Annotated in this window: 21 protein-coding genes; 18 read left to right on the top strand and 3 right to left on the bottom strand. The window is 54.7% G+C overall.

All coding sequences use genetic code 11. The annotated features are described in order from the left end of the window. Positions 1–11: 11 nt before the first annotated feature. Complete coding sequence (locus AB1724_08350; protein ID MEW6077807.1) at positions 12–1,076, bottom strand: acyltransferase; 1,065 nt, start codon at positions 1,074–1,076, stop codon at positions 12–14. A gap of 64 nt (positions 1,077–1,140) precedes the next feature. Then, entirely contained in the window at positions 1,141–2,469 is a 1,329-nt protein-coding gene (locus AB1724_08345) for a DUF362 domain-containing protein (GenBank protein MEW6077806.1), read from the bottom strand. 180 nt (positions 2,470–2,649) lie between these two features. Between AB1724_08345 and AB1724_08340 the strand changes: the two genes are divergently transcribed. The 9 genes from AB1724_08340 (at position 2,650) to AB1724_08300 (ending at position 12,732) form a co-directional block, all read left to right on the top strand. After that, the gene (locus tag AB1724_08340; protein MEW6077805.1) at positions 2,650–3,264 is read left to right on the top strand and encodes a peptidylprolyl isomerase; all 615 of its coding nucleotides are present in this window, start codon (positions 2,650–2,652) and stop codon (positions 3,262–3,264) included. A 108-nt stretch (positions 3,265–3,372) separates the two neighbouring features. Then, complete coding sequence (locus tag AB1724_08335) at positions 3,373–4,044, top strand: class I SAM-dependent methyltransferase (GenBank protein ID MEW6077804.1); 672 nt, start codon at positions 3,373–3,375, stop codon at positions 4,042–4,044. A gap of 11 nt (positions 4,045–4,055) precedes the next feature. Then, positions 4,056–5,012 carry an aminoglycoside phosphotransferase family protein gene (locus AB1724_08330; GenBank protein MEW6077803.1) on the top strand — a complete coding sequence of 319 codons (957 nt, stop codon included), beginning with the start codon at positions 4,056–4,058 and terminating at the stop codon, positions 5,010–5,012. A gap of 143 nt (positions 5,013–5,155) precedes the next feature. After that, a complete protein-coding gene (locus AB1724_08325) occupies positions 5,156–5,470 on the top strand; it encodes a TRL domain-containing protein (GenBank protein MEW6077802.1) in 315 nt (104 codons plus the stop codon). Position 5,471: 1 nt separating this feature from the next. After that, a complete protein-coding gene (locus tag AB1724_08320) occupies positions 5,472–5,804 on the top strand; it encodes a hypothetical protein (protein ID MEW6077801.1) in 333 nt (110 codons plus the stop codon). 10 nt (positions 5,805–5,814) lie between these two features. Further along, positions 5,815–7,824, top strand: coding sequence for an excinuclease ABC subunit UvrB (uvrB, locus tag AB1724_08315; protein ID MEW6077800.1), 2,010 nt, complete (start codon positions 5,815–5,817; stop codon positions 7,822–7,824). Beyond that, entirely contained in the window at positions 7,821–9,662 is a 1,842-nt protein-coding gene (gene uvrC, locus AB1724_08310; protein ID MEW6077799.1) for an excinuclease ABC subunit UvrC, read from the top strand. Before uvrB ends, uvrC begins: the two co-directional genes overlap by 4 nt. Positions 9,663–9,688: 26 nt before the next feature. Then, positions 9,689–11,017, top strand: a complete 1,329-nt coding sequence (locus AB1724_08305; protein ID MEW6077798.1) for a DUF1566 domain-containing protein — start codon at positions 9,689–9,691, stop codon at positions 11,015–11,017. A gap of 242 nt (positions 11,018–11,259) precedes the next feature. Further along, positions 11,260–12,732 (top strand): DUF1566 domain-containing protein, encoded by a 1,473-nt coding sequence (locus tag AB1724_08300; protein MEW6077797.1) that lies wholly within the window; start codon positions 11,260–11,262, stop codon positions 12,730–12,732. A gap of 179 nt (positions 12,733–12,911) precedes the next feature. Here the strand turns inward: AB1724_08300 and mdh are convergent, their stop codons facing one another. Continuing rightward, the gene (gene mdh, locus AB1724_08295) at positions 12,912–13,844 is read right to left on the bottom strand and encodes a malate dehydrogenase (protein MEW6077796.1); all 933 of its coding nucleotides are present in this window, start codon (positions 13,842–13,844) and stop codon (positions 12,912–12,914) included. 264 nt (positions 13,845–14,108) lie between these two features. Here mdh and AB1724_08290 point away from each other — a divergent pair, with 264 nt between their 5' ends. The 9 genes from AB1724_08290 (at position 14,109) to AB1724_08250 (ending at position 22,930) form a co-directional block, all read left to right on the top strand. Beyond that, positions 14,109–14,792 carry a methylenetetrahydrofolate reductase C-terminal domain-containing protein gene (locus tag AB1724_08290; protein ID MEW6077795.1) on the top strand — a complete coding sequence of 228 codons (684 nt, stop codon included), beginning with the start codon at positions 14,109–14,111 and terminating at the stop codon, positions 14,790–14,792. A 23-nt stretch (positions 14,793–14,815) separates the two neighbouring features. Next, on the top strand, positions 14,816–15,739 hold the full coding sequence (locus AB1724_08285) for a methylenetetrahydrofolate reductase (protein ID MEW6077794.1): 924 nt from the start codon (positions 14,816–14,818) through the stop codon (positions 15,737–15,739). A gap of 73 nt (positions 15,740–15,812) precedes the next feature. Then, complete coding sequence (locus tag AB1724_08280) at positions 15,813–17,093, top strand: FAD-dependent oxidoreductase (GenBank protein MEW6077793.1); 1,281 nt, start codon at positions 15,813–15,815, stop codon at positions 17,091–17,093. A 4-nt stretch (positions 17,094–17,097) separates the two neighbouring features. Further along, a complete protein-coding gene (locus AB1724_08275) occupies positions 17,098–18,681 on the top strand; it encodes a hydrogenase iron-sulfur subunit (protein ID MEW6077792.1) in 1,584 nt (527 codons plus the stop codon). Between the two features lie 149 nt (positions 18,682–18,830). Further along, the gene (locus tag AB1724_08270; protein MEW6077791.1) at positions 18,831–19,715 is read left to right on the top strand and encodes a hypothetical protein; all 885 of its coding nucleotides are present in this window, start codon (positions 18,831–18,833) and stop codon (positions 19,713–19,715) included. Between the two features lie 148 nt (positions 19,716–19,863). Then, positions 19,864–20,484 (top strand): GTPase domain-containing protein, encoded by a 621-nt coding sequence (locus AB1724_08265; protein ID MEW6077790.1) that lies wholly within the window; start codon positions 19,864–19,866, stop codon positions 20,482–20,484. Positions 20,485–20,496: 12 nt separating this feature from the next. Then, positions 20,497–21,654, top strand: a complete 1,158-nt coding sequence (locus tag AB1724_08260; GenBank protein MEW6077789.1) for a DUF4388 domain-containing protein — start codon at positions 20,497–20,499, stop codon at positions 21,652–21,654. Positions 21,655–21,678: 24 nt separating this feature from the next. Further along, positions 21,679–22,044 carry a PilZ domain-containing protein gene (locus AB1724_08255; GenBank protein ID MEW6077788.1) on the top strand — a complete coding sequence of 122 codons (366 nt, stop codon included), beginning with the start codon at positions 21,679–21,681 and terminating at the stop codon, positions 22,042–22,044. 7 nt (positions 22,045–22,051) lie between these two features. Next, positions 22,052–22,930, top strand: a complete 879-nt coding sequence (locus tag AB1724_08250) for a phosphoribosylaminoimidazolesuccinocarboxamide synthase (GenBank protein ID MEW6077787.1) — start codon at positions 22,052–22,054, stop codon at positions 22,928–22,930. Positions 22,931–22,932: the final 2 nt, after the last annotated feature.

The following is a 22,932-nucleotide window of genomic DNA, read 5'->3' as shown; positions in this document are numbered from 1 at the left end:
TGTTGAACAGGTTACCCGTCCCCTGAATTACTGCCCGCCAATAATCGATGTTGGAACTTTTTTCCGGCTTTTGCTCCGGGCTCTTCAATAAAACGATTCGAAAGATATGAGATGACCAGAAGCAATGCCAGGGTCGACGTTACAACGATCGCATACTTGACGGATAGCGGAATGGTCAGGCCGGACACAGCACGATAATACGGGATCAGCCAGAAGACCAGCAAAGGGTGCCATAAATACATCGAATAACTGATTTTGCCGAGGAAGAGGGTACTCCGGTTGACGATAAGCGTAAATGGACTGAAAGCGAGACCCAGTATAAGGGAGGAAAAGACGAGCCCCTGCCAGTAATAGGAAATCAGATCCCGGCGTAACAGCAGAACAAAGAACAGCAGGGATAAACACATCAGTGCTGCGCCGATGATTCGTTTCCCTCTGATTTCAGCGATCCGGTTCAGTGCATAAAAGACCAGCATGCCGATGGCGAACATCGGCAGGTGTCGCAGGAAGGACCACTGGAAATACTGGCGACCCAGAATCGGCTCCAGGGCGTGCGCCAGCAGCAGCGTCAGGACAACCAGGACGAGGCATTTCCAAATGTTGTCGAAAAATTGATAGAGCAGGGGAAAAATCAGATAGAAGATCGCCAGCACGCCGATGGCCCAGCAGGCCCAGACGATACCCACCTGGTTGTCCGCAAAGAGATTAAATACAAAAAGAAGATTGGCCGACCAGTCGGAAATATCCAGGCGGTTCTTGCCGTGAGTATAATAGCGCCAGCCACGATAAATGTGGACCAGGAGAAGGACATAGTACAGCGGGGCAATACGGATAAAGCGGCGCAGATAGAAGGACAGGAGTGATCTGTCATGACCCCGGTAGTGCCCCATTGTATAACATAACGAAAAGGCGCTGATGATAAAAAACAGCGTGACGCCCATATCCCCCCGGGCGACCCAGGGGCGTGCCCAGGCGGGGATTTCCGGATTCGGTACGGGAATATACAGCATATGAAAGAGGACGACCCAGACGATGGACAGTCCCCTCAGGGAATCAATAAAGGTAAGCCTTGGCATCCGATTTCAGTCCCACTTTAAAATGACATTTATCCGTGTCGAAAATTTTCATGAAATATCCGGGCTAAGGTGACTTCCGGTGAAAATCCCGCGGATCGAATTCCGGGGAGGCCGTCAACCGGTCAAAAAAAGGAAATCGCATCCGGTACAGGCCCGTGTGAGTCAGTCCGCCCAGGGCCAGGTTTTTGACCACCTGATACATTGCCCGGGGGGCGGGCAGCAGAAAACGGGCCATGGCCGGATAGGCCTTGACAAACGACGGCGGGCAGCCGGTGATTTCCAGGCAATTTTTTATGGCCTTATTCCTGGCGTTGGTCCTGGTCGGGCAGTCGCCGAACAGGATGGTGCGGTCGCAGTCTCCCCGGGCGCGGGTCTGCTTGCCGCACAGGATTTCCACGCCGCCGAAATCATGGCCGGGATTGTCCTTGCAGAGCATGTAGAGGGCCGCCCGCAGGCTGATATTGCAGCCGGTGCACCAGGTCTGTCCCGGCGGCTGCAGATGGATGCCGGTAATCCCGGCCCGCTGGAAATTATGGCCGAACACCTCCATGTCGCCGCTAAAAGGCGGCTCCCGAAAGGATTCCGCATTTTCTCCGGTCCACTCCACCCGGCCGACGGCATTCTCCCGGCCCGTCAGCCGGGCATAGGTAGTCAAATGCCGGACCTTTTTCGGGTCTACCCCCAGGATCCAGGCCGCGGCTGAATCCATTTCCACGCGGTCGGTGCCGGCCATGATCATATTTTTGCGGCAGGGCTCGCCCGAGTCGATCATGGGACCGCCGCCTCTCAGGAAATAGATCCCGTCCATTACGGTCAGATGGCAGGGGATTTTCGTGTTAAAGGCGGCGATATGGTCCTCCAGCCGGGCTGTGTGACAGCGGCGTTTTGACGCCGGAGCCAGGCAGCCTTTCAGGTTTTTCAGGCTCAGGGTGATCAGGGTCTGGTCATGATATTTGGGGACAGGCACATTAATAAGGAAGTCGGTTTCCAGCACCGGCCGGGCGATATCCAGTTTCAGATTTCCGCATTCAACCGGGGTCATGGGTGCTTCATTAAAATCCATCAGGTGAACGCCGTACTTTTTTGATATATGCCGCATGCCCATGGCCGTAAGGATAATGCGCGTGTTCAGACCCAGCTCCCGGCGGGAGGCGCCGCCGTCGCCGATGGTGATGTTTTCAGGCCGGCAGCCGAAGGCCAGCAAGGCGCGAACAACCCCCTCCACCACCGTAGCGGTGGTCATCATGCCGTAGTAGGGCATGTTGGGATCGGCCCCGACGGCGTTTGGCTTGATCATGATCTTGTCGCCGGAACGAAGTTTCTCAAAACCGTTGACCAGTTCAATGGCTTTCTGGATTGTCAGGTGGTCCCTGTAGGTCAGTATTGAAATCATGGATAGCGCTCACTCCAAACGATTTAATTGTATGCCCTGTTTTTGACGAGGCATTATGTCGAAAATTAAATGAAAATGAAAGGATTGACTTCATCCCTTCGGCCTTGTTATAGCGGAATATTCATAAACCGGTTTTTCAGGTTGTCATTGTCAGATAAGCATAAGGAGGACGAAACGCCCATGCATCACCATACTATCCGGATCGCTCTGTCGATGATTTCCGCGGTCTTCCTGTTTATAATCATTTCATCGCTGCCGATATCGGCTCCGGCGGCGGAACCGGCCGCGCAGGTTATTCTTGAAACCGATCTCGGCGCCATCACCCTTGAACTGGATCGCGACAAAGCGCCGCGTACGGTAGACAATTTCATTCAGTATGTTCAGGACGGTTATTATAACGGCACCATATTCCATCGGGTCATCCCTGACTTCATGATTCAGGGCGGTGGACTCACCGCCGACATGCAGGCCAAACAGCCCCGCCCGCCGATTCTCAACGAGGCCGACAACGGCCTGACCAATCTTCGGGGTACCATCGCCATGGCCAGAACTGCCGAACCCGACTCCGCCACCTGCCAGTTTTTCATCAATCACAAGGACAATCCGCGTTTAAATCATCGCGGCAAAAATCCGGTAGAATGGGGTTACTGCGTGTTCGGCCGGGTCATTAAAGGCATGGAGGTGGTCGACGCCATCGCCGCACAACCCACCCATACCGTTGACTCCTGGCAGAATGTACCCGTAAAACCGATCGTCATTAAAAAGGCGGCGCTCCCGCGTCCGGCCGCCCCATAGAGGGTATGCCAGCCGGTTGACGGAAGACCGGTAACGTGCCATAACAAAAAAATCCAAACGAAACGATTCATTTTATTATGCCGGATGATACTTCGGCGCGGGCGGCTCATGGATAATCCTGTCAGGACAAGCGACAAGGCGCGGGCGTTTGATAAAGCCTATCAGGGATCGGAAATGTATTACGGCTGGGAAGTCCGGCCCGAGTTTGAGGACTTCTTCGGCCGCCGGAATATGGTGGGGTGGCGGGCGCTTGACCTGGGAGCGGGGGAGGGCCGGTATTCCATTTACGCGGCCAGAAGGGGCTGCACGGTTACGGCCGTTGATTTTTCCGCTTCCGGCCTGGACAAGCTCCGCGATATCGCCGGTCGGGAACGACTGGCGGTGGTCACCGAACTTTGCGATCTGGCGTCCTATTCGTTCCGGACCGGGGGCTTTGACCTGGTGATCGCGGCCACTATCCTGGATCATCTGGGCGACCGCGACCGGAATCGCGCCATCCGGGGGATCAGGGACTCCCTGAAACCGGAAGGGATTTTATACGTCAACGTGTTTACCACAGCGGATCCAGGATGCAGCGCCGCCATCGACCGGACCACGGAACCCGGCATCAGCGATACCTCCTTCGGCATGGCCCACTATTTTGCCCCGGGTGAACTGAAGGACTGCTTTTCCGGGATGTCCGAAATTTATTATTATGAAGGCGTGGAGGAAGACCTCTCTCATGGACGGCCTCATCACCATGGCTGGGCCAGTCTGATCGCGCGAAAAGAGGGTTGCTAACACGGTCCTTCATGATTCCGTTTCCCATCATCAAGACCATCGTCCGGCAATGGGGCCTTTCCTGTAAAAAGATACGGCCCGATCTCCCTCTTGAAGGCAGCCCGGAACGATCTCTATGGCGGGCGGCTTTTGAGGACGAAGCCGGCGGATTGTTCGTTCTGGAACAGATCGTCCCTTCCCTTAAGAAAAACAAGGAACGCATCAGCCGAACCCTGGACGGGCTTTACCGGTGCGGATTCACGGTCGTTGTCCCCTCCCTGAAAATATTGACCGGCGCGCCTCTGGGATTTTACGACGGCTTCTGGTGGCAGGTAACGCCCTATGTCACCGGCATTCCCCTGGCCCGGCCCGGCTATATCCATGACTCGGAAAGGGGAACATCCCTGGCCCGGGTTCTCGAAGACCTTTACCGTTGCGGCCGGGAACTTCTCCCGGCCCCAGATCTGCCCGTTTTCTCATTAAAACGCTACGTCCTGAAGCTTGAGCAGGACATGAAACGATATGATCCGGCGGCAGCGGAATGGTTTGCTCCTGTTTTCGACTTTCTCCGCCGGTCTTTTTTTGACGCTCATGACGCGCTGCCGACGACCTTCTGCCACGGAGACTTTCATCCTTTGAACGTCATCTGGCAAAACAGCGATATCACGGCGGTGATCGACTGGGAATTCTGCGGTTTCAAACCGGATATCTACGACGCCGCCAACCTGGTGGGCTGCGTCGGCATGGAGCATCCCTCGGGCCTGACCGGCGGTCTGGCAACGGCTTTTATTCATTCGCTCAAGCAAGCGGCGGTCATCAGTGACCACGGCTGGCGATTTTTGCCCGAGTGGGTGACGGCCATGCGGTTTGCCTGGCTGGCCGAGTGGCTGCGGAAAAAGGATGGGGAGATGATCGACCTGGAGGCGGTTTACATGAACCTGCTGGTTAAAAATGCGGAGACCCTGCGGGACGAGTGGGACAGTTTATAAAAGAAACTGGCCTTTTTTCATAATCCGGACTATCATAATTATTCAATAGTTGGCTCTGGAAATCCTTTTTTCCAAAACGAACCCGGTCATGTCCCGGGTTCCGGCACCCCGGTTATCTTAAATATCTTGAAGGATAGGACGTTATGAAACAATTAGTCACAAGAAAAGCGGCGGTATTGTCGCTGGCACTGGTATTCTGTTCACTATTTCTTTCCGGCTGCGTATACGGCAGGGTTAGATATCCCCTTGATCAGGACGTCGCCCAGACCCATCTGGGAGATAAAATCGGTTCCTCCAGCGCCCATTCCGTCGCCTGGCTGGTGAGCTGGGGAGATGCGGGTGTGGCCGCGGCCGCGAAAAACGGGGATCTACAGACGATCAACCATCTGGATGGCGAATTTTTTATCGTGCTGTTCGGGCTGTATGCCCGTCAGACGACCATTGCCTATGGGGAATAAATTGCGTTTCCGAATTTTTACCGCCGCCTTATTGGCCGCCATGTTCCTGTTGTTATCGGGTTGCGTTTCCGGGTTCATTTATACCCATGTTACGCTTCCTCTGTCCACCGATATGGACCGGACACCCCGCGGGGACAAAGTCTGCACCGTTAACAGCAAACACCTGGAAGAGCCGATCACCGGCTTTGATCTGAGCCTTCAATGGGACAGCCGTGCCATCGGCGATGCCGCCCGCAAAGCGGGTATGGAGTCACTGTACTACGCCGACATGAAGACCATCAGCGTCCTGGGCGGGCTGTGGAAACAGCAGATCGTCCGGGTGTGGGGAGAGTAAGCCGACCGCTATGCCCCTGTATTCTCTTGTTACCGACTTCACGCCCAGGGGCGATCAGCCCGGGGCCATTGACGGGCTCTGCCGTTACATTCAATCCGGCCGGAAACACATGGTTTTCATGGGCGTGACCGGTTCGGGCAAAACGTTCACCATGGCCAATGTCATTGCCCGGCTGGAAAAACCGGCCCTGGTCATCGCGCCCAACAAGACGCTGGCGGCCCAGCTTTACAATGAGTTCAAGGGGCTTTTCCCCGGAAACAGCGTGGAGTATTTTGTCAGTTACTATGATTATTACCAGCCGGAAGCCTACCTGCCTGTCACGGATACATACATCCAGAAGGATTCATCCATCAACGAAATGATCGACAAGATGCGCCATTCCGCCACCCGGTCGGTGCTGTCGCGACGGGATGTCATCGTGGTGGCCAGCGTTTCCTGCATCTTTGGACTGGGAGCGCCGGAGGATTATCTCGACCTGCGCATCGACCTGGAACCCGGCATGGCCATGGACCGGGACGATTTTCTCAAACGTCTGGTGTCCATCCAGTACGAACGGAATGATCTGGATTTCTTCCGGGGCGTTTTCCGGGTCCGCGGCGACCGGGTGGACGTGTTTCCCGCGTACGAGGAAGACCGGGCCCTGCGGGTTGAATTTTTCGGAGACGAAATTGAAGCCGTTTCCGAAATCGATTCCCTTAAAGGAGAGGTGGTCAACCGGTTAACCGGAGCGGTGATTTACCCGGCCAGCCATTATGTCACCAAAAAGCAGAACCGCCAGGCCATCATCGACCGGATTCTGGACGAGATGAAGGCGCGCGTCGATTATTTCCGGGACAACAATAAACTGATCGAGGCTCAGCGGATCGAGGAACGGACCCTTTTTGACATGGAGATGATCCAGGAGATCGGTTACTGCAACGGCATCGAGAATTACGCCCGGCACATTACCGGCCGTGGACAGGGTGAGCCGCCTTCGACCCTGATCGATTATTTTCCCGATGATTTTCTGATTTTTCTGGATGAGAGTCATATTACCGTGCCGCAAATCGGGGCCATGTACAAGGGCGACCGGTCCCGCAAGGAGACCCTGGTAGGATATGGATTCCGACTGCCGTCGGCCCTGGATAACCGGCCCCTGACCTTTGACGAATTCAACGCCAAGGCGGAGCGGGCCGCGATGGTCTATGTTTCCGCCACGCCGGCGGGCTACGAGTTCAACCGGGCCGGGGACGCCGTAGTGGAACAGGTGGTCCGGCCCACCGGACTGATCGATCCCCGCATTGAGGTCCGTTCCGCGACCAGCCAGGTGGACGACCTTTTTGATGAAATCCGGAAGCGGGCCGACTGTCAGGAACGGGTACTGGTCACCACCCTGACCAAGCGGATGGCCGAAGATTTGACCGATTATTACGCCGATCTGGGGATCAAGACCAAATACCTTCATTCCGAAATCAAGACCATCGAGCGCATGGAGCTGATCCAGCAATTGCGGCGGGGGGAGATCGACGTGCTGATCGGCATCAACCTGCTGCGCGAAGGGCTGGATATCCCGGAAGTCTCCCTGGTGGCGGTGCTGGACGCGGACAAGGAGGGGTTCCTCCGGTCGGAACGATCCCTGGTCCAGACCTTCGGCCGGGCCGCCCGGAACATCAACGGCACCGTCATCCTTTACGCCGATAGGGTGACCGACTCCATGATGCGCGCCATGAATGAAACCAATCGCCGCCGGGAGATCCAGGTTCAATACAATCAGGCTCACCACATCATTCCCCGCACCATTGTCAAGGAGATCGCCACCACTTTCGAGGCCATGTGCGACCTGACCCGGGCTGAAGTGGACGACAAGGTCGGCGAAACGCTGGTAAAGTATGATGCCGCGGGAGATCTGAGCCGCATTCTGTCCGGGTTGGAACGGGAGATGAAGCAGGCGGCCGAGGTCTATGAGTTTGAAAGAGCGGCTGAGATCCGGGACCGGATCAATGAACTGAAAAAACTGATGCTGTTTGATTTTGACAAATGACCCCTAACGAAAAATTGTCCCATACACCATCCGGTCCGGGCGTGTACCTGTTCAAAGACGCCGCCGGCCGGGTCATCTATGTCGGCAAGGCCGCTAACCTGAAAAAGCGGCTATCATCTTATTTTGTTGACCGGAGCCGGCTGACGCCGAAGACGGGCGTGCTGGTGGAACGCATGGCCTCTTTTGACACGGTGGTGACCGCCACGGAAAAAGAGGCGCTGATCCTTGAATCGACCCTGATCAAACGGCACAAGCCCCGCTATAACGTCATTCTAAAGGATGACAAACGCTATCCCGTGCTGCGCCTTGACGTTGCCGGTCAGACGTACCCGGTGCTGGAGATCGTGAGGAAGATCGTCAACGACGGCGCCCTCTATTTCGGACCTTACACATCCTCCCGGTCGGTCCGTGAAACCGTCCGCATGATCGACCGGACCTTTCGGCTCAGGCAGTGCCGGGACATTCGATTCCGGAAACGGGAGCGGCCATGCCTGAATTACCAGATGGGTGTCTGTCTGGCGCCCTGCTGCCGAAACGTTGCCGAAGACGAATACCGGGGAATCGTCCAGGAAGTGGTGCTGTTTTTAAAGGGACGCCGGGCCGACCTGGTGGCGAAGATCAGGGGGGAGATGCTGCAGGCGGCCCGATGCCAGGATTTCGAGCAGGCGGCCCGGTTGCGGGACAAGATGTTCGCGGTGGAAAAAACGCTGGAAAAACAGGTGGCCGTTACCACGGATTTTGCCGACAGGGACGTGATCGGTTTTGCGGAAAACGAGCGGTTTTCAGTTTTTGCCCTGCTGCATGTCCGGGGCGGCTTTCTGGTCGGTACCGGTTCTTTTGTTTTCGACCGGCCCATGACGCCGGAACCGGAGACCGTCAGTTCCTTTGTATTGCAGTATTATGAAAAAAACAGCGTTGTCCCGGAAGAGATCCTGACGGCCGTCTCGCCGGCCGATCCGGATCTGGTGGCCGCCTCCCTGAGTGAATTCAGGGGTAAAAAGGTTGAGTTGATATATCCCAAACGGGGCGAGAAAAAACGGCTCGTTGAGATGGCCGCGGAAAACGCCGGAAAAGAGCTGACCGATCGCATGGCCCAGCTGGAATCCGGTCGGCAGGTGCTGGAACGGCTGCAAAAAAAGTTGCATCTATCCGATCTGCCCGAGGTGATCGAGTGTTTTGACAATTCTCACCTGGCCGGAACGGAAACGGTAGCCGCCATGGCGGTGTTTACTGCCGGGCGGCCGGACAGAAATAAGTACCGGCGCTATCGCCTGCGCTCGGCCGGCAGCGGCGACGATTACGCCTCCATGGCCGAGGTGTTGATCCGCCGGTTCACGCCCGATGCGGAAATCACCGAATGGCCGGATCTGGTTCTGGTGGACGGGGGCAGGGGACAGTTGAGCATCGCCCTGTCGGTGTTCGAATCCCTGGGGCTGGCCGGGCGTTTTGCCGTGGCGGCCATTGCCAAGAAGAAAAAGGAAAAGGGCGAGACCGAGGACAAGATTTATCTGCCCGGCCGGGTCAACCCCGTGAATTTCAAAACGGACGATCCGGCCCTGTTTTTATTGCAGCAGATCAGGGATGAGGCCCACCGGTTCGCGATTTCATATCAGAAGGCCCGCCGGGGCGCCGTTGCCTTTCGATCGGCCCTGGATGGCGTGACCGGGCTCGGCCCGAAGAAAAAGAAAGCGCTGCTGGATCATTTCGGCACCATAGAGAAAATCCGCGGAGCGGATATGAACGAACTGGTCGCGGTGTCGGGGATTTCCGGAAAAATCGCCGCCGAAATCCGACAGGCGCTGCAAACACAGTCCGACAGGCAGATACCTGGAAAATGACATATCGCCAAAGACAAGGAGATCGCATGAGACGCACACCGGAAGTTTCGTGGCTGATTCGTATGGTCATGCTGCTGACAGTGGCAGTGGCCGGCATGATGATCATGTCCGGCCTGGCCGGCTGCACCACCGGAAACGGTAAATCCGGACAGGACAAGGCAGATCCTCCCGGCTGCACGGACGCGGACAAGGACGACTATTACGCCGAGGAGGGATGTGGAACGAGCCTCGACTGCAATGACCTGGACGCGACCATCCATCCCGGCGCGAGGGAACATTGCGTGGATATCGACAATGACTGCGACGGTTTGATCGATGAAGGCTGTACGCCGGAGGTTTGCGGCGACGGCGTCGATAATGACGGTGACGGCGTCGCCGACGAAGAGTGCGCTACCGGGACGTCTTTTGTTTCCGACACCGGCCAGGCGCGGTGCTATGACAGTCTGGGGGCAATGTATCCCTGCCCGTCACAGGGACAGCCGTTCTTTGGCCAGGATGCCTGTTATTCCATGAACAGTACGCCGTTTACCAAACTGGACGCCAACGGGAATGAGCTGCCGGACGACGCGACTGAATGGTCCATGGTAAAAGACAATGTTACCGGACTGGTATGGGAGGTCAAGACCGATGACGGCGGCCTACGGGACCGGGATAATCTGTATGACTGGGAGGATGCCGCCGGCGTGTTTATCGCTCAACTCAATGCCGACCGGTTCGGCGGATATTCGGACTGGCGATTTCCCGCCATAGATGAACTGGATTCCATTGTACGATTTGGGGTTTCTAATCCAGCGATTAACCGGCGTTATTTTCCTAACACCTTACCCGAGTGCTTCTGGTCCTCAACGACTTTCGCGTCAGACGAGACGCTGGCGTGGAGTCTGGGATTCAACGACGGCAGTATCTTCATTGGCAGCAAAGAGGACGGATGCCATGTGCGCGGGGTTCGCGGCGGTCAGTTGATGAGAACATACACGGACAACGGAGACGGAACGGTCACCGCCACTGATAATGGCGTGAGCCTGATGTGGGCCCGGGATTCATTCGTCGAGGCGTCGTCCTGGGAAGACGCCTTGGCCTATTGTGAAAATCTGATCCTGGCCGGTTATTCAGACTGGCGGTTGCCCGATATCAAAGAGCTGAGATCGCTCGTTGATTACGAACGCCATGGGCCCGCTATCGACCTGAATTATTTTCCCGATACGACGTTAGATCCTTACTGGTCTTCCACAACTTATACCGAGTCTCCTGGAGATGCCTGGGTCGTTGGTTTTTACAGCGGCGGCAGCAATGGCGGTGAAGACAAGAACCGGGATGCGTCTAAAGTGCGTGCGGTTCGCGGCGGGCTGGAATAGCTTGCCTCCAATCATTTCGGTAACAGGCGTCATGAGAGCCGGTCCCCGCTGAGGCTATCTGCTCATCGTGGCTCAGGATGAAACCGGCTGTTAAGACGAATCCGGAGAATAAGCCGGAGAAAAGATCGTTGAAATTTTAGTTATGTTTAAATAGGATGAATACATTCAATTCGCCCTGTCGATGGCAAGGAAGTCACCGTATGGTTGATTCCATGATATGGCAGGACAAAAAGGAGAACGTCATGAGGCGCTTATCAGAAATTTTTCATACGATTCATTTTGCCACAATGCTGACCGTTGCGGTTTTTGCGCTGGCGATGCTGACCGGCGTTATCGGTTGCGATACAGGCGGCGGCGGCGTCTCCAGAGAAAATGAGATTGATTATACCTGCACGGACGCGGATTCGGACGGCTACTATGGTCAGGCCGGCTGCGGCACCACCATTGACCCGAACGACAACGACGCGACCATTTATCCCGGCGCCCCGGAAGTATGCGCGGATGGCATTGATAACGACTTCGACGATTACATCGATGAGGGCTGCGCGCCCGGATGCACCGATATCGATAAAGACGGTTATTACGCCGGAGCGGGCTGCGTCACTCCCGTGGACTGTGATGACATGGACGCGGCCGTCCATCCGGGAGGCGGTGATATCTGCGCCGACGATGTGGATAACGATTGTGACGGCTTGATCGATCCCGGTTGCCCGCCTGAAATCTGTGGTGACGGAATTGATAATGACGGCGACCAGTTCATTGACGAGGAGTGCGTTGCCGGAGATTCTTCGGTTCCTGATACCGGCCAGAGCGTCTGCTACGGATATAATGAAAGAATCTTCCCCTGTCCCGTCGCGGGAGAGGCTTTTTACGGGCAGGATGCCTGCTATCGTTTTGATGGCTCCGCCTATACCAAACTGGACGACAGCGCTGGCGAACTGCCCGATGACACTCCGGTCTGGGCCATGGTCAAAGACAATGTGACCGGACTGATTTGGGAACTCAAGACCGACAACGGGAACCTTCAGGACAAAGATTTTACCTATACCTGGAATGACGCTCAGGAGTTTATCCTTGATCTTAATCGCAATAATTTCGGCGGGTATTCGGACTGGCGGTTGCCGACCGTCAATGAACTGGCTTATATCGTGAATTACGGCGCCTATGGCCCGGCCATTGACCGGTCTTATTTCCCCAACACCATCAATGGCCAGTACTGGACCGCCATACCATACGCGACCGATGATACCCTGGCCTGGCGCATTGATTTTTATGACGGTGGGCCGGTCGTTTCAGCAAAAGAGGAACTTTGTTATGTACGCGCGGTCCGCGGACGGACCGACGCCCCGTCCTTCCGGGACAACGGCAACAACACCGTCACCGATAACGTTACCGGACTGATGTGGACGAAATTTCCGACGGATACCATGTCCTGGCAGGAGGGGTTGGCCTACTGCGAAAATCTGACGCTGGCGGGGTATTCGGACTGGCGGCTGCCGAATATCAAGGAGCTGAGATCGATTGTCGATTATACCGTCGAACTCCCGTCCATTGACCTGGATTTTTTTCCAGAAACCATAGGATCAGCCTACTGGTCGTCTACGACTTATCACGTTGAGCGGACGCGGGTTTGGGTGATTGGTTTTTATTCCGGCGTCGGGGGCGGCACGCCCAAGGGAATGGGCAGCAATGTCCGTGCGGTTCGGGATTTGTGATTTTGTCGGCCCGGTATCAAGTTGACCCGCGTCGGTTGCGCCGGAAGAATTGTCCTGATCAAGCCGTTCACCGTGCCGATGACGACGAACGACGGGAGACGCCATCCGTTTCCCGGGCAGGCATGCCGTGCCGCCGGTACGCTTGCCCGGGTGACGGATGGATCGGGGCGGGGGCGCCCTTAAGATAGTTTTTTCAGTGTTTCAACCAGTTCCTGAACCGCCCTGGCGGAGGCCTGCAGGCCTTCGTTTTCTTCGGGTGTCAGTTTGATCTCGATAACCTTTTCAACGCCGTTGCTTCCCAGCTTGACCGGCACGCCGATAAACAGCCCCTTGATGCCGTATTCACCCTCCAGAAGAACCGCGCAGGGCAGAATTTTTTTTCTGTTTTTTACTATGGATTCGGCCATTTCCACCGCGGCCGAAGCCGGGGCGTAGAAGGCGCTGCCGGTTTTCAGCAGCCCGACGATTTCCGCTCCCCCGTTCCGGGTACGTTCGATCAGACGATCGATAGTCGGTTTGTCCAGCAGTTCCGTAATGGGAATCCCGGCCACGGTGGAATACCGGGGCAGGGGCACCATGGTGTCGCCGTGGCCGCCGAGCACAAAGGCGTGAGTGTTTTCCACCGAGACGTCGAGTTCCCTGGCGATGAACGTCCGGAAACGGGCGGAATCCAGAACGCCGGCCATGCCGATAACGCGGTTTTTGGGAAAACCGCTGGCGTCATACGCCACGTGGCACATGGCGTCCAGCGGGTTGCTGACCACGATCAGGATCGCGTTCGGGGAGTATTGGGCGACCTGACGGGTCACTTCCCGGATGATTTTCGCGTTGGTGCTGATCAGATCGTCTCTGCTCATGCCCGGCTTTCTGGGAATCCCGGCGGTTATAATAACGATATCCGAGTTTCTGGAAAGTTCATAATCGTTGCTTCCTGCAACCTGGGCGTCGTGTTTTTCGATCGGGGCCGCTTCGGCCAGATCCAGTGCCTTGCCCTGGGGCAGCCCTTCGGCGATATCGATCAGTACGACATCTCCGATCTGTTTTTCAGCCAGCCGCTGGGCGGTTGTCGCCCCCACATTTCCCGCACCGATTACCGTGATTTTCTTTTCCATTGTGTTTTGCCAAGTCCTTTTTCGTTAATGAGGTTTAAAAACAGTTTTGAATTATCCGTATTTTAGGCGGCAGATTCCTGATGTCAATCAAAACCTTATCAAGTCAGATCGTTTTTATTGTATAAAAAGATAGTTACCTGAAAACGTTAAAAAATGTTTTTTGTTTTCGATAAAATTCGTTGACATTTTTTCCGATTTTATGGCATGTAACCTTTTTTGTCCATCAGCAATGATGAGGGTCGTCTCAATGAGGAGGATGTCCAGATGATAGTAGCTGAACGAAAACCGTTTGAAGAAATCGAAGCGTTTATCAAAAATTACCGGAAGGTGCTGACCGTGGGATGCGCCACCTGCGTAACGGTCTGCCTGACGGGTGGCGAAAAAGAGGTCGGAATATTGAACGCGGAATTGGCCATCAGCGCCCGGCAACAGGGTCGCTCCGCGGAATTCGGCGCGGCCACCGTGCAGCGGCAGTGCGATATGGAATTTCTTGCCGAGCTGGATGACCTGGTACCGCAACACGACGCCCTGCTCTCCATGGCCTGCGGCGCCGGCATTCAATTCCTTGCCGAAAGATATCCCGGGATCCCCGTGTTCCCGGCCGTCAACACCAATTTCATCGGCGTCAACCGGGATGCCGGCTGGTACGAGGAAAAATGCCGCGCCTGCGGTAATTGCCAGCTGGGCCTGACGGGCGGAATCTGCCCGGTGACCATGTGCGCCAAATCCCTTTTCAACGGCCCCTGCGGCGGCACCAACAATGAGAGCTGTGAAATCAGCAAGGATCAGCCATGCGCCTGGTTCATGATTTATCAGCGCCTTAACGCACAAAATCGTCTGGAAAATATTCTGAAGTTGAATCCGGTAAATGACTGGAGAAACACCAAACCGCAGACGCTCATTCAGTCGGGATACAGAGAGCGTAAGGTTTTTTTTGAAGAAAGGTAATTTTCCCGGGAAAGAAGGACATTATGAAATCTGATAGCAGACTGGAGAAAATACTTCGTGCGGGCCATTTCGCGTTTACCGGTGAACTCGGTCCTCCCCGGGGCGCTAATGTAGAAGCGTTGCGAAAGAAAGCCTCGCACCTGAAAGGCATGGTGGACATGGTCAATGTCACCGACAACCAGACGGCGGTCGTCCGGATGTCGAGTTTTGCCGCCTCGCTGATCGCCATTACGGAAGGGCTGGAGCCCAACTTCCAGATGGTCTGCCGGGATCGTAACCGGCTGGCCATGCAGGCGGATATCCTCGGCGCCTATGCCCATGGAATTCACAATATTCTATGCCTGTCCGGCGACCACATGCAGTTCGGCGACCACCCCCAGGCCAAGGGCGTTTTTGACATTGATTCCATGCAACTGGTTAACACCATTAGAATGATGCGGGATGAAGGCAAGTTCTTGAGCGGTCAGGAAATCGACGTGCCGCCCCGCATGTTTATCGGCGCTGCCGCCAATCCCTTTGCCAGACCTCACGAATGGCGGGTGCATCGTCTGGCGAAAAAAGTCGCCGCCGGAGCCGATTTTATTCAGACCCAGTGTGTGTTCAACATGAAGCGGATGCGGGAATGGGTCAAGCAGGCCAATGACATGGGGCTGACCGAAAAGGTGTTTATTCTGGCCGGCGTTACCCCCATGAAAAGCCTCGGTATGGCCAGGTACATGAAGCTGAACGTGCCGGGCATGGATGTCCCGGATGAAATTATCAACCGGCTCAAGGGCGTGCCCAAAAACGAACAGGCCAACGAGGGGATCAAGATCGCCTGCGAGCAGATCGCGGAATTCAGGGAGATGAAAGGCGTCGCCGGCGTTCATCTGATGGCGATTGAATGGGAGCACAAGGTTCCTGAAATTGCGGAAAGGGCCGGCGTCCTTCCGAGGCCGGAAGTTTAATGTTAGCTTAAGAATTGTATCTTCGGATAATTTGAATACAAGGAGCTTGAGAACGGATATGGCAGGAAAAAATGTGGCAATTATCGGTGGCGGGACCGCGGGGCTGGCGGCGGCCAGGGCACTGTCAGGATCCGGTGTGGGCGTCCATATAATCGAGAAGACGAATTTTCTGGGTGGGCACGCCATCGGTTATACCTGCAAGGCGACGGATGAATGCATGCAGTGCGGCGCATGCAGCGTGGAGCAACTGCTCAAGGATGTCGGCAGCGACAAAAAAGCATCGGTGCACCTTTTCTCCGAGATCGAAAAAGTCAATTACAAAGAGAATTTTGCGATCACGTTGAAAAAAGGCCCGCAGTATATTGATCCGGAAAAATGCAATAACTGCGGCGTCTGTTATGAAAAATCCCCGGTAAAGGGGGCGGTGCTGCGGGGATATTCCAAAAACAATAATCCCCTGTACGCCCTGAATCCGGACATGATTGGCGAATGCAAACCGCTGGTGAAGCTTTGCCCGAAAAAGGCCATCCACCTTGATGCCAAAGCGTCCACCAAAACCGTAAAAGCGGACGCGGTCATCGTGGCGACGGGTTTCGCCCCCTTTGATGCGTCCAAAAAAGGGACCTATGGCTACGGGAAATTTCCCAACGTCATCAGCGGGCTGGATATGGAGCGGATCAAGCGGGAAAAAGGCGCTCTGGTCCGTCCTTCGGACGGGCTTCCGGCGAAAAAGATCGCTTTTATTCAATGCGTCGGCAGCCGGGACGAGCGGCTCGGCAATCTCTGGTGCTCCCGGGTCTGCTGTTCGTATGCCCTGCGGTCGGCCCGTTCCGTGAAACATCGTTTTCCCGATACGGACGTTACCGTCTTTTATATGGATATCCAGAACATCGGCAAGGAATTCCCGGTTTTTTATGAAGCCTGTCACAATAACTTCCGGTTTGTCCGAAGCATACCGGTGGATGTTTTCCCCGGAGACAACGACAACTTGTCCATCCGTTTTTATGATGAGGATGGCACGGCCGCGAAACCATTGGAGATGAGCGAACCGGCGGCCGCAGAGGGTGCAACCCCGCAAGCCGCGGCGGGCAAGGCCGCGTATAATATGTTTGATCTCCTGGTGCTGTCCATTGGCATTACGCCCAATCCGGACAACCTGGTTCTCGCGGATTTGTTCGGCCTGGCCGTGGATCAGGACGGATTTTTTAAATTGTCAGGGGAGATCGACGCGACCCGGACGAAGAAAAAGGGCGTTTTTGTGGCCGGAACCGCGCATCAGCCGAAAACAATCGAAGCTTCCATTGCCCAGGCGATCAAGGCGGCAGGGGAAGCCATGAAATATCTGGGAGAATAGTATTATGGAAAAAATCAGCATGAATACCGACGTCCTGGTCATCGGCGGGAATTTAACCGGGGACGGTACGGCCGTCACCCTTGCTGCCGCAGGGTACCGGGTCCTGCTGGCCAAACAGAGCGGCAAAGCCGATAACCAGCCGGCCGCGTTGCTGGGCGTCAGTGATGAAGCCCGGGCTGAATGGCAGAAGCTCGCCGGCCGGGCCGCGTCCAGCAAACATGTCGAAATTCTTGATAACGTCCGGCTGACCCGGGCCGCCGGCGTGTGCGGTGATTTTACCGTCCAGCTGGCCGGCGATAACGGCGTCTGTACCGACAGGAAAATCGGCGCCATTGTTGTGGCTACGGATTTAAAAGCCGATTCCATGCATCAGGAATACGGGCTGGAACTTTCCGGCAATGTTCTTTCGCTTTCCCAGATGGAAACCCGTATCGGGGAAGGAAAAGTCAAGGACCAGAGCGTCGGTTTTCTGGTCGGACTCAAGCACAACAGTGATCCCATCACCATGAAACGTATTTTCCGGGCCGTCCTGTCGGTCATGGAAGGCGGGGGCAGCGCTTCCGTCTACGTGAATGACATCAAGTTGACGGATAACGGCCTGGACCGGATGTACAAGGAGGGCCGGGATAAGGGCGCTGTTTATTTCAAGATGAAGCAGGCTCCCGCGATCAATGGCACCAGCGTTTCATTCGATGACGTGGTTCTGGGACGGCCGGTCGTGGCCACCCATGACCTGCTGGTGGTGGATGAAAAAAATCATACCGACGCGGAAAACGATTCATTATCGGATGTCCTCGGTCTGCACATGACGCCTTCGGGTTATCTGCAGAAGGATAACGTCCATCGCTTTCCCGCCCGTTCCAACCGCAAGGGGATTTATGTGGTCGGCGGTGCCCGCCTGACGCAGACGCTGACCGGTTGCGTCACCGATGTGTCCGCGGTCGTTCAGGAACTGAAGACGCTGTTTAACGCGGCACTGCCTTCGGACCGGATAGCCGTCGTCGACCGGGAAAAATGCGCCATCTGCCTGACCTGCTACCGGTGCTGTCCTCACGGCGCCATTTACTGGGAAGACAAGGCGGTTGTGTCGCCGGTGGCCTGCCAGGGCTGCGGCATCTGTGCCAGTGAATGTCCCAATGACGCCATTCAACTGTTGTCTTTTACGGATGACGAGATGAACACGGCGATCCGGCAGGCGGCGCGAAAAACCAGCGGCGCCATTATTGCCTTCTGCTGCGAAAATTCGGCCGCGGAAGCAGCCGAAGCGGCCGGCCGCTTCGGCCTATCGCTGCCGGAAAAACTTTCCATCATCAAAGTTCCCTGCGCCGGGAAGGTCGATCTTCATTATATTCTGTCCGCCTTTGCCGAAGGAGCTGGAGGGGTGCTTGTCGCCGCCTGCCATAACGGCAACTGTAAGTCTGAATATGGCAGCAATTACGCCAAGTGGCGGGTGAATGAGGCGTTCCGGATGCTGGATGAAACCGGCGTCGACAAGAGCCGGCTGGCCTTTGTGACCATGGCTTCCAATATGGCCGGCGATTTTGTCAAGGCTGCCGACGCGCTGGCCGCGAAAGGGACCGGAAATTAGTTTTTTACCTGTCCATTTTCGGTCGGCGATATCTATATATTGACAATAAATATTCATCGTTGGTAATATACCTTTCGTTTGTGGCAAAGGGGATGTGCCGGGGACCGAACTTTATGTAATACTGATGATTTAGAGGATTCTGCGTAAAGATGCGGGATAAAATCAAATCACTCTTGCAGCAGGCTGAACTGTACCGCTCCCAGGGTCTGTATAATGAATCCCGGGCGACGTATGACCGTGTCAAGAAAATCATTCAGAAAAGCAAACAGCTTCCCAACCGGGAGAAACTGCTTAAGAATATTTCCAAAAAAATAGAGAAAGTCCAAAGCAGTATCGTCAGGGTGGAAGGTGTTTCCGACAACCCCCAGATGTCGGCCGAAGTCAATCAGCTGATTCGAAAACTTTTTTCGCAGTCAGCCGAAAATGATGAGCATGCCGCCGCCCTGGAGGGGGCCGTTGCCCTGGCCAAATTCGGTCAGTATAACGACGCCATCGCCGAATTCCGCCGGTTGCTGGAGGTAGACACCCAGCGGGTTCAGGCCGCCAAGAATATTCTGCGATGCCTCATCGCCTATAAATCTTCCGACGAAGCCTTTTCACAACTTACCGAATGGAAGAATGATAATCTTTTTTCGGAAGATGAACTAAAAAAAGTAAAGGCGTTTTTTGAGGATATTCTTGACAAGAAATGGGATGAAAAGGGCGCCGCGCGTTCCGAGGCACTAACCGGCGGCGGCGGCGTGGATGAAAACGATTTTCTGGATATCAGCGCAGTTGCCATAACACTCGCCAACGGAGACCAGCTGGAACTTGACGTGAGCTTTCAATCCGGTAATGTCGTCAGCCTGATTATCGACAAGTCCGAGGAGGAGCGCATCAAGGATCTGGAAGAGGGTACCCGGCTGGACGATGTCCATTTTTATTCTCCCATCGCTATCTTCCGGGGATCCGGTACGGTTGCTTCCAAAACCAGGATTTCCTCCGGCCCCAAAGAAGGGGATTACAGCATGGATATAAAGATTGACAGCCTGTAATCTCTTTATTACTATCAAAATTAATAAAAAAAACATTTTATTTTTTTGCAGACCGTTGTAAATATGTTATATTTACACCCGATGGACTGATATGGTGATTATTTATCGCTGACAACGGTTTTCTCTGGCAAAGGTCGCTGATACTGCTATGGCTGTTTTTAATATAAATAAACGGGAAATCGAATGTAAAATTGTTTATTACGGTCCGGGTCGGGGAGGGAAAACCACCAATCTTGAATATATTTTCAAGGCGTACAAAAAGCAGGTCAAGGGCGAAATGGTGTCCATCGATACCGAAGGCGACCGGACACTGTTTTTCGATTTCCTTCCCATGGAGCTGGGCAAGATAAAAGGCTGTGATGTGCGGGTGCAGCTGTTCACCGTTCCCGGCCAGGTCCAGTACAGCTCCACTCGAAAACTTGTTTTAAAAGGCGCCGACGGTGTTGTTTTTGTCGCCGATTCCATGGAAATCCGTCGGGAAAAGAACATGCTTTCATTAAAGGACCTGCAGAACAATTTAAAAGAATACGGCCTTAGCATTTTTAAACTTCCGCTGGTGCTTCAATATAATAAACGCGATCTGGCCAAAGACAATATTCCCATTATGTCGATTGAGCAGATGGAAAAAGACCTCAACCGCCAGTTGAAAGTTCCCACTTTTGAAGCCAGTGCTTTGAATGGTGACGGGGTTGGGCAGACTTTACAGGCCTGCATGCGACTAACGCTGCAATATCTGCAAAAGCAGTTAAAATGGGCGGATCAAGCATAACGAGACCGGATCATGAAAAGCAGTGTCGTTTTTTCCGGCGATTTGGGATATCTTAATCTGGGTGAGTTGATTCAACTCATCGGATCCAACGGCAGCACCGGTACGCTTCGTATTATCAGCAAGTATGTCGAAACCCCCGGGTTGATCCATTTCAAGGACGGCAACCCTATCGAAGCCAAAGCCATGGAGAAAACCGGAGTAGACGCGCTTTATTCCCTGTTCGGATGGATGGAAGGCGAATTTGAATTTGTCAAGGAGCCGGTTCCGGGCAAAGGTTCCATTAAGAAGAGCCGGATGGAAATCATCCTGGACGGGCTGCGGCTTCTGGACGACGGGAACATTGAGGTCAAGGGCGCGGTCAGCATTGACACAGACGGGAAAAGCGCCGAAAAGGATTACCTGCCCGTAATCAAGGGCCCGATGATCGACTACATGGATGTGGTCGCCGAAGAGGAATACCAGGACGGGCAGCCGATTGTGCACGAGGGGAAACACGGCGCCTGGATGTGGGTTATCCTGGAGGGGAAAATAAAAATCTGTAAAGAGACCGGTGGCGAGCTGGTTCCATTATTGAAACTGGGCGCCGGATCGTTTATCGGCAATCTGTCCTCCCTGGGGGCTGAGGGATATGTCCGGAGCGCTACCGCGGTGGCCGCGGATCGTGTCATTCTCGGGGTTCTGGACCGCCAGCGGTTGAATCATGAATATTCGGCGCTGTCTTTGGATTTCAGAAAAATTATCACCAGCATGGATAACCGGTTGAAGCAGGTTACCGAACTGGCCTCCACCAGCAAAGTTAAGATGATGGAAATGAAGCAGGTCTCCAAGGACAAGAAGCTGATCGTCAAGGAAGGCGGGAAGCAGGACAAGCTGCTTACCATTGTTCAGGGAAACGCCTATATCGTCAAACAGTTTACCAAGGGAGACCTGTTGCTTTGCGAATTGAAAAAAGATGATTTCTTCGGACCGCTGCCGTTTCTGAATATCGGGCACGAACCGGCTTCTGCGGCGGTTTACGGAACGGATGATCTTGAGACGAAACCAATGAGCATGGAAGCCATAATGGAAGAACACGGCAGGATGTCCGGCACCATGGCCAATATGATTGACAATTTTGCCAATTTTATAGCGGCTACCACCGGCATCGCGCTGAATATTTATCAGAAATAAAACATTATACACAGGTTGTTCGCCATGACATTGCATCATCGAAAACATGAGCGGGTAAATTCTTTGAATTTATTGTCCTATTCTTGCTTCAATGACGCCCGGGAAACGGTCGCCCAGGGTATGGGCCGAACGCTTAACGTCAGTGAAGGCGGAATCCTGCTGGAAACCCACGTGCAGATCGAGCCGCAATACGCGGTTTGTCTGTCCATCGGTTTCCAGGAAGAGGTGACGGATGTCATGGGCAAAATCGTTTACAGCAAAAAAGGAGATAACGACCGCTGGCAGTCCGGCATCGAGTTCCTCAACCCGGACGCTGACGCCCGGCGCATCATTAAAAAATACATCGAGGCGTTTACCCGGCATCAGACGGCCTCTGACAAGACGGAGTAGTAGATCAATGAAGGCGGTATACCAAACCGATTTTCCCGGCCTGCCCCTTTTAAAAAGAGGCAAGGTCCGCGATGTTTATGACCTGGGCGACAAACTGCTGATCGTCGCCACCGACCGGCTGTCGGCCTTTGACGTGGTCATGCCCGATCCGGTCCCGGAAAAGGGCAAAATTCTTACCCAGATTTCTCTTTTCTGGTTTGAGCAGATGAAGGATCTGGTCGGCAATCACCTGATTTCCAGCCGGGTCGAAGACTATCCCGAGATCTGCCGGCCTTACGCCGATGTCCTGGCCGGAAGAAGCATGCTGGTGAAAAAAGCCCGTCCGCTGGCCATCGAATGCGTCGTTCGGGGTTATATCTCCGGTTCCGGCTGGAATGATTACCGGAAAAACGGAAGCGTTTGCGGCATCGCCCTGCCTGCCGGCCTGCGCGAATCTGACCGCCTGCCCGAGCCTCTTTTCACGCCATCCACCAAGGCCGATGCCGGCGAGCATGATGTCAACATCTCTTTTGAAGAGGCCGTCGCCCTGGCCGGAAAAGACGCCGCCGAAGCCGCCCGCGACTTAAGCCTGGCGGTTTACCGCCGGGGCGTATCCATCGCGGAAAAACGCGGTATCATCATTGCCGACACCAAATTCGAATTCGGCTACGTCAATGACGAGTTGATTCTGATCGACGAGATCCTGACGCCGGATTCATCCCGATTCTGGCCCATGGAAAAATACCGGCCGGGAGGGGCACAGGAAAGTTTCGACAAGCAGTTCGTGCGGGACTACCTGCTCTCTCTGGACTGGGATAAAACCCCGCCGGCGCCGTCCCTGCCGGAAGATGTCATCAGGATTACTCAAAGCAAGTACCAGGAGGCTTTGAGGCTGCTGACCCGCTGATA

Source organism: Thermodesulfobacteriota bacterium (assembly GCA_040753795.1).
In the GTDB taxonomy this organism is placed as follows: Bacteria; Desulfobacterota; Desulfobacteria; order Desulfobacterales; family Desulfosudaceae; genus JBFMDX01.
Note: the sequence above shows the minus strand (reverse complement) of the source record. Positions and strands in the feature narration are given on the sequence as shown.

Excerpts from the sequence above, each read along its gene's own strand:
- AB1724_08275 (MEW6077792.1), top strand. The coding sequence starts at position 17,098 with ATGGAAAAAATCAGCATGAATACCGACGTCCTGGTCATCGGCGGGAAT.
- AB1724_08305 (MEW6077798.1), top strand. The coding sequence starts at position 9,689 with ATGAGACGCACACCGGAAGTTTCGTGGCTGATTCGTATGGTCATGCTG.
- uvrB (MEW6077800.1), top strand. The coding sequence starts at position 5,815 with ATGCCCCTGTATTCTCTTGTTACCGACTTCACGCCCAGGGGCGATCAG.
- uvrC (MEW6077799.1), top strand. The coding sequence starts at position 7,821 with ATGACCCCTAACGAAAAATTGTCCCATACACCATCCGGTCCGGGCGTG.
- AB1724_08290 (MEW6077795.1), top strand. The coding sequence starts at position 14,109 with ATGATAGTAGCTGAACGAAAACCGTTTGAAGAAATCGAAGCGTTTATC.
- AB1724_08325 (MEW6077802.1), top strand. The coding sequence starts at position 5,156 with ATGAAACAATTAGTCACAAGAAAAGCGGCGGTATTGTCGCTGGCACTG.
- AB1724_08300 (MEW6077797.1), top strand. The coding sequence starts at position 11,260 with ATGAGGCGCTTATCAGAAATTTTTCATACGATTCATTTTGCCACAATG.
- AB1724_08345 (MEW6077806.1), bottom strand. The coding sequence starts at position 2,469 with ATGATTTCAATACTGACCTACAGGGACCACCTGACAATCCAGAAAGCC.
- AB1724_08265 (MEW6077790.1), top strand. The coding sequence starts at position 19,864 with ATGGCTGTTTTTAATATAAATAAACGGGAAATCGAATGTAAAATTGTT.
- AB1724_08330 (MEW6077803.1), top strand. The coding sequence starts at position 4,056 with ATGATTCCGTTTCCCATCATCAAGACCATCGTCCGGCAATGGGGCCTT.
- AB1724_08285 (MEW6077794.1), top strand. The coding sequence starts at position 14,816 with ATGAAATCTGATAGCAGACTGGAGAAAATACTTCGTGCGGGCCATTTC.
- AB1724_08260 (MEW6077789.1), top strand. The coding sequence starts at position 20,497 with ATGAAAAGCAGTGTCGTTTTTTCCGGCGATTTGGGATATCTTAATCTG.
- AB1724_08350 (MEW6077807.1), bottom strand. The coding sequence starts at position 1,076 with ATGCCAAGGCTTACCTTTATTGATTCCCTGAGGGGACTGTCCATCGTC.
- AB1724_08335 (MEW6077804.1), top strand. The coding sequence starts at position 3,373 with ATGGATAATCCTGTCAGGACAAGCGACAAGGCGCGGGCGTTTGATAAA.
- AB1724_08255 (MEW6077788.1), top strand. The coding sequence starts at position 21,679 with ATGACATTGCATCATCGAAAACATGAGCGGGTAAATTCTTTGAATTTA.
- AB1724_08270 (MEW6077791.1), top strand. The coding sequence starts at position 18,831 with ATGCGGGATAAAATCAAATCACTCTTGCAGCAGGCTGAACTGTACCGC.
- AB1724_08250 (MEW6077787.1), top strand. The coding sequence starts at position 22,052 with ATGAAGGCGGTATACCAAACCGATTTTCCCGGCCTGCCCCTTTTAAAA.
- AB1724_08340 (MEW6077805.1), top strand. The coding sequence starts at position 2,650 with ATGCATCACCATACTATCCGGATCGCTCTGTCGATGATTTCCGCGGTC.
- mdh (MEW6077796.1), bottom strand. The coding sequence starts at position 13,844 with ATGGAAAAGAAAATCACGGTAATCGGTGCGGGAAATGTGGGGGCGACA.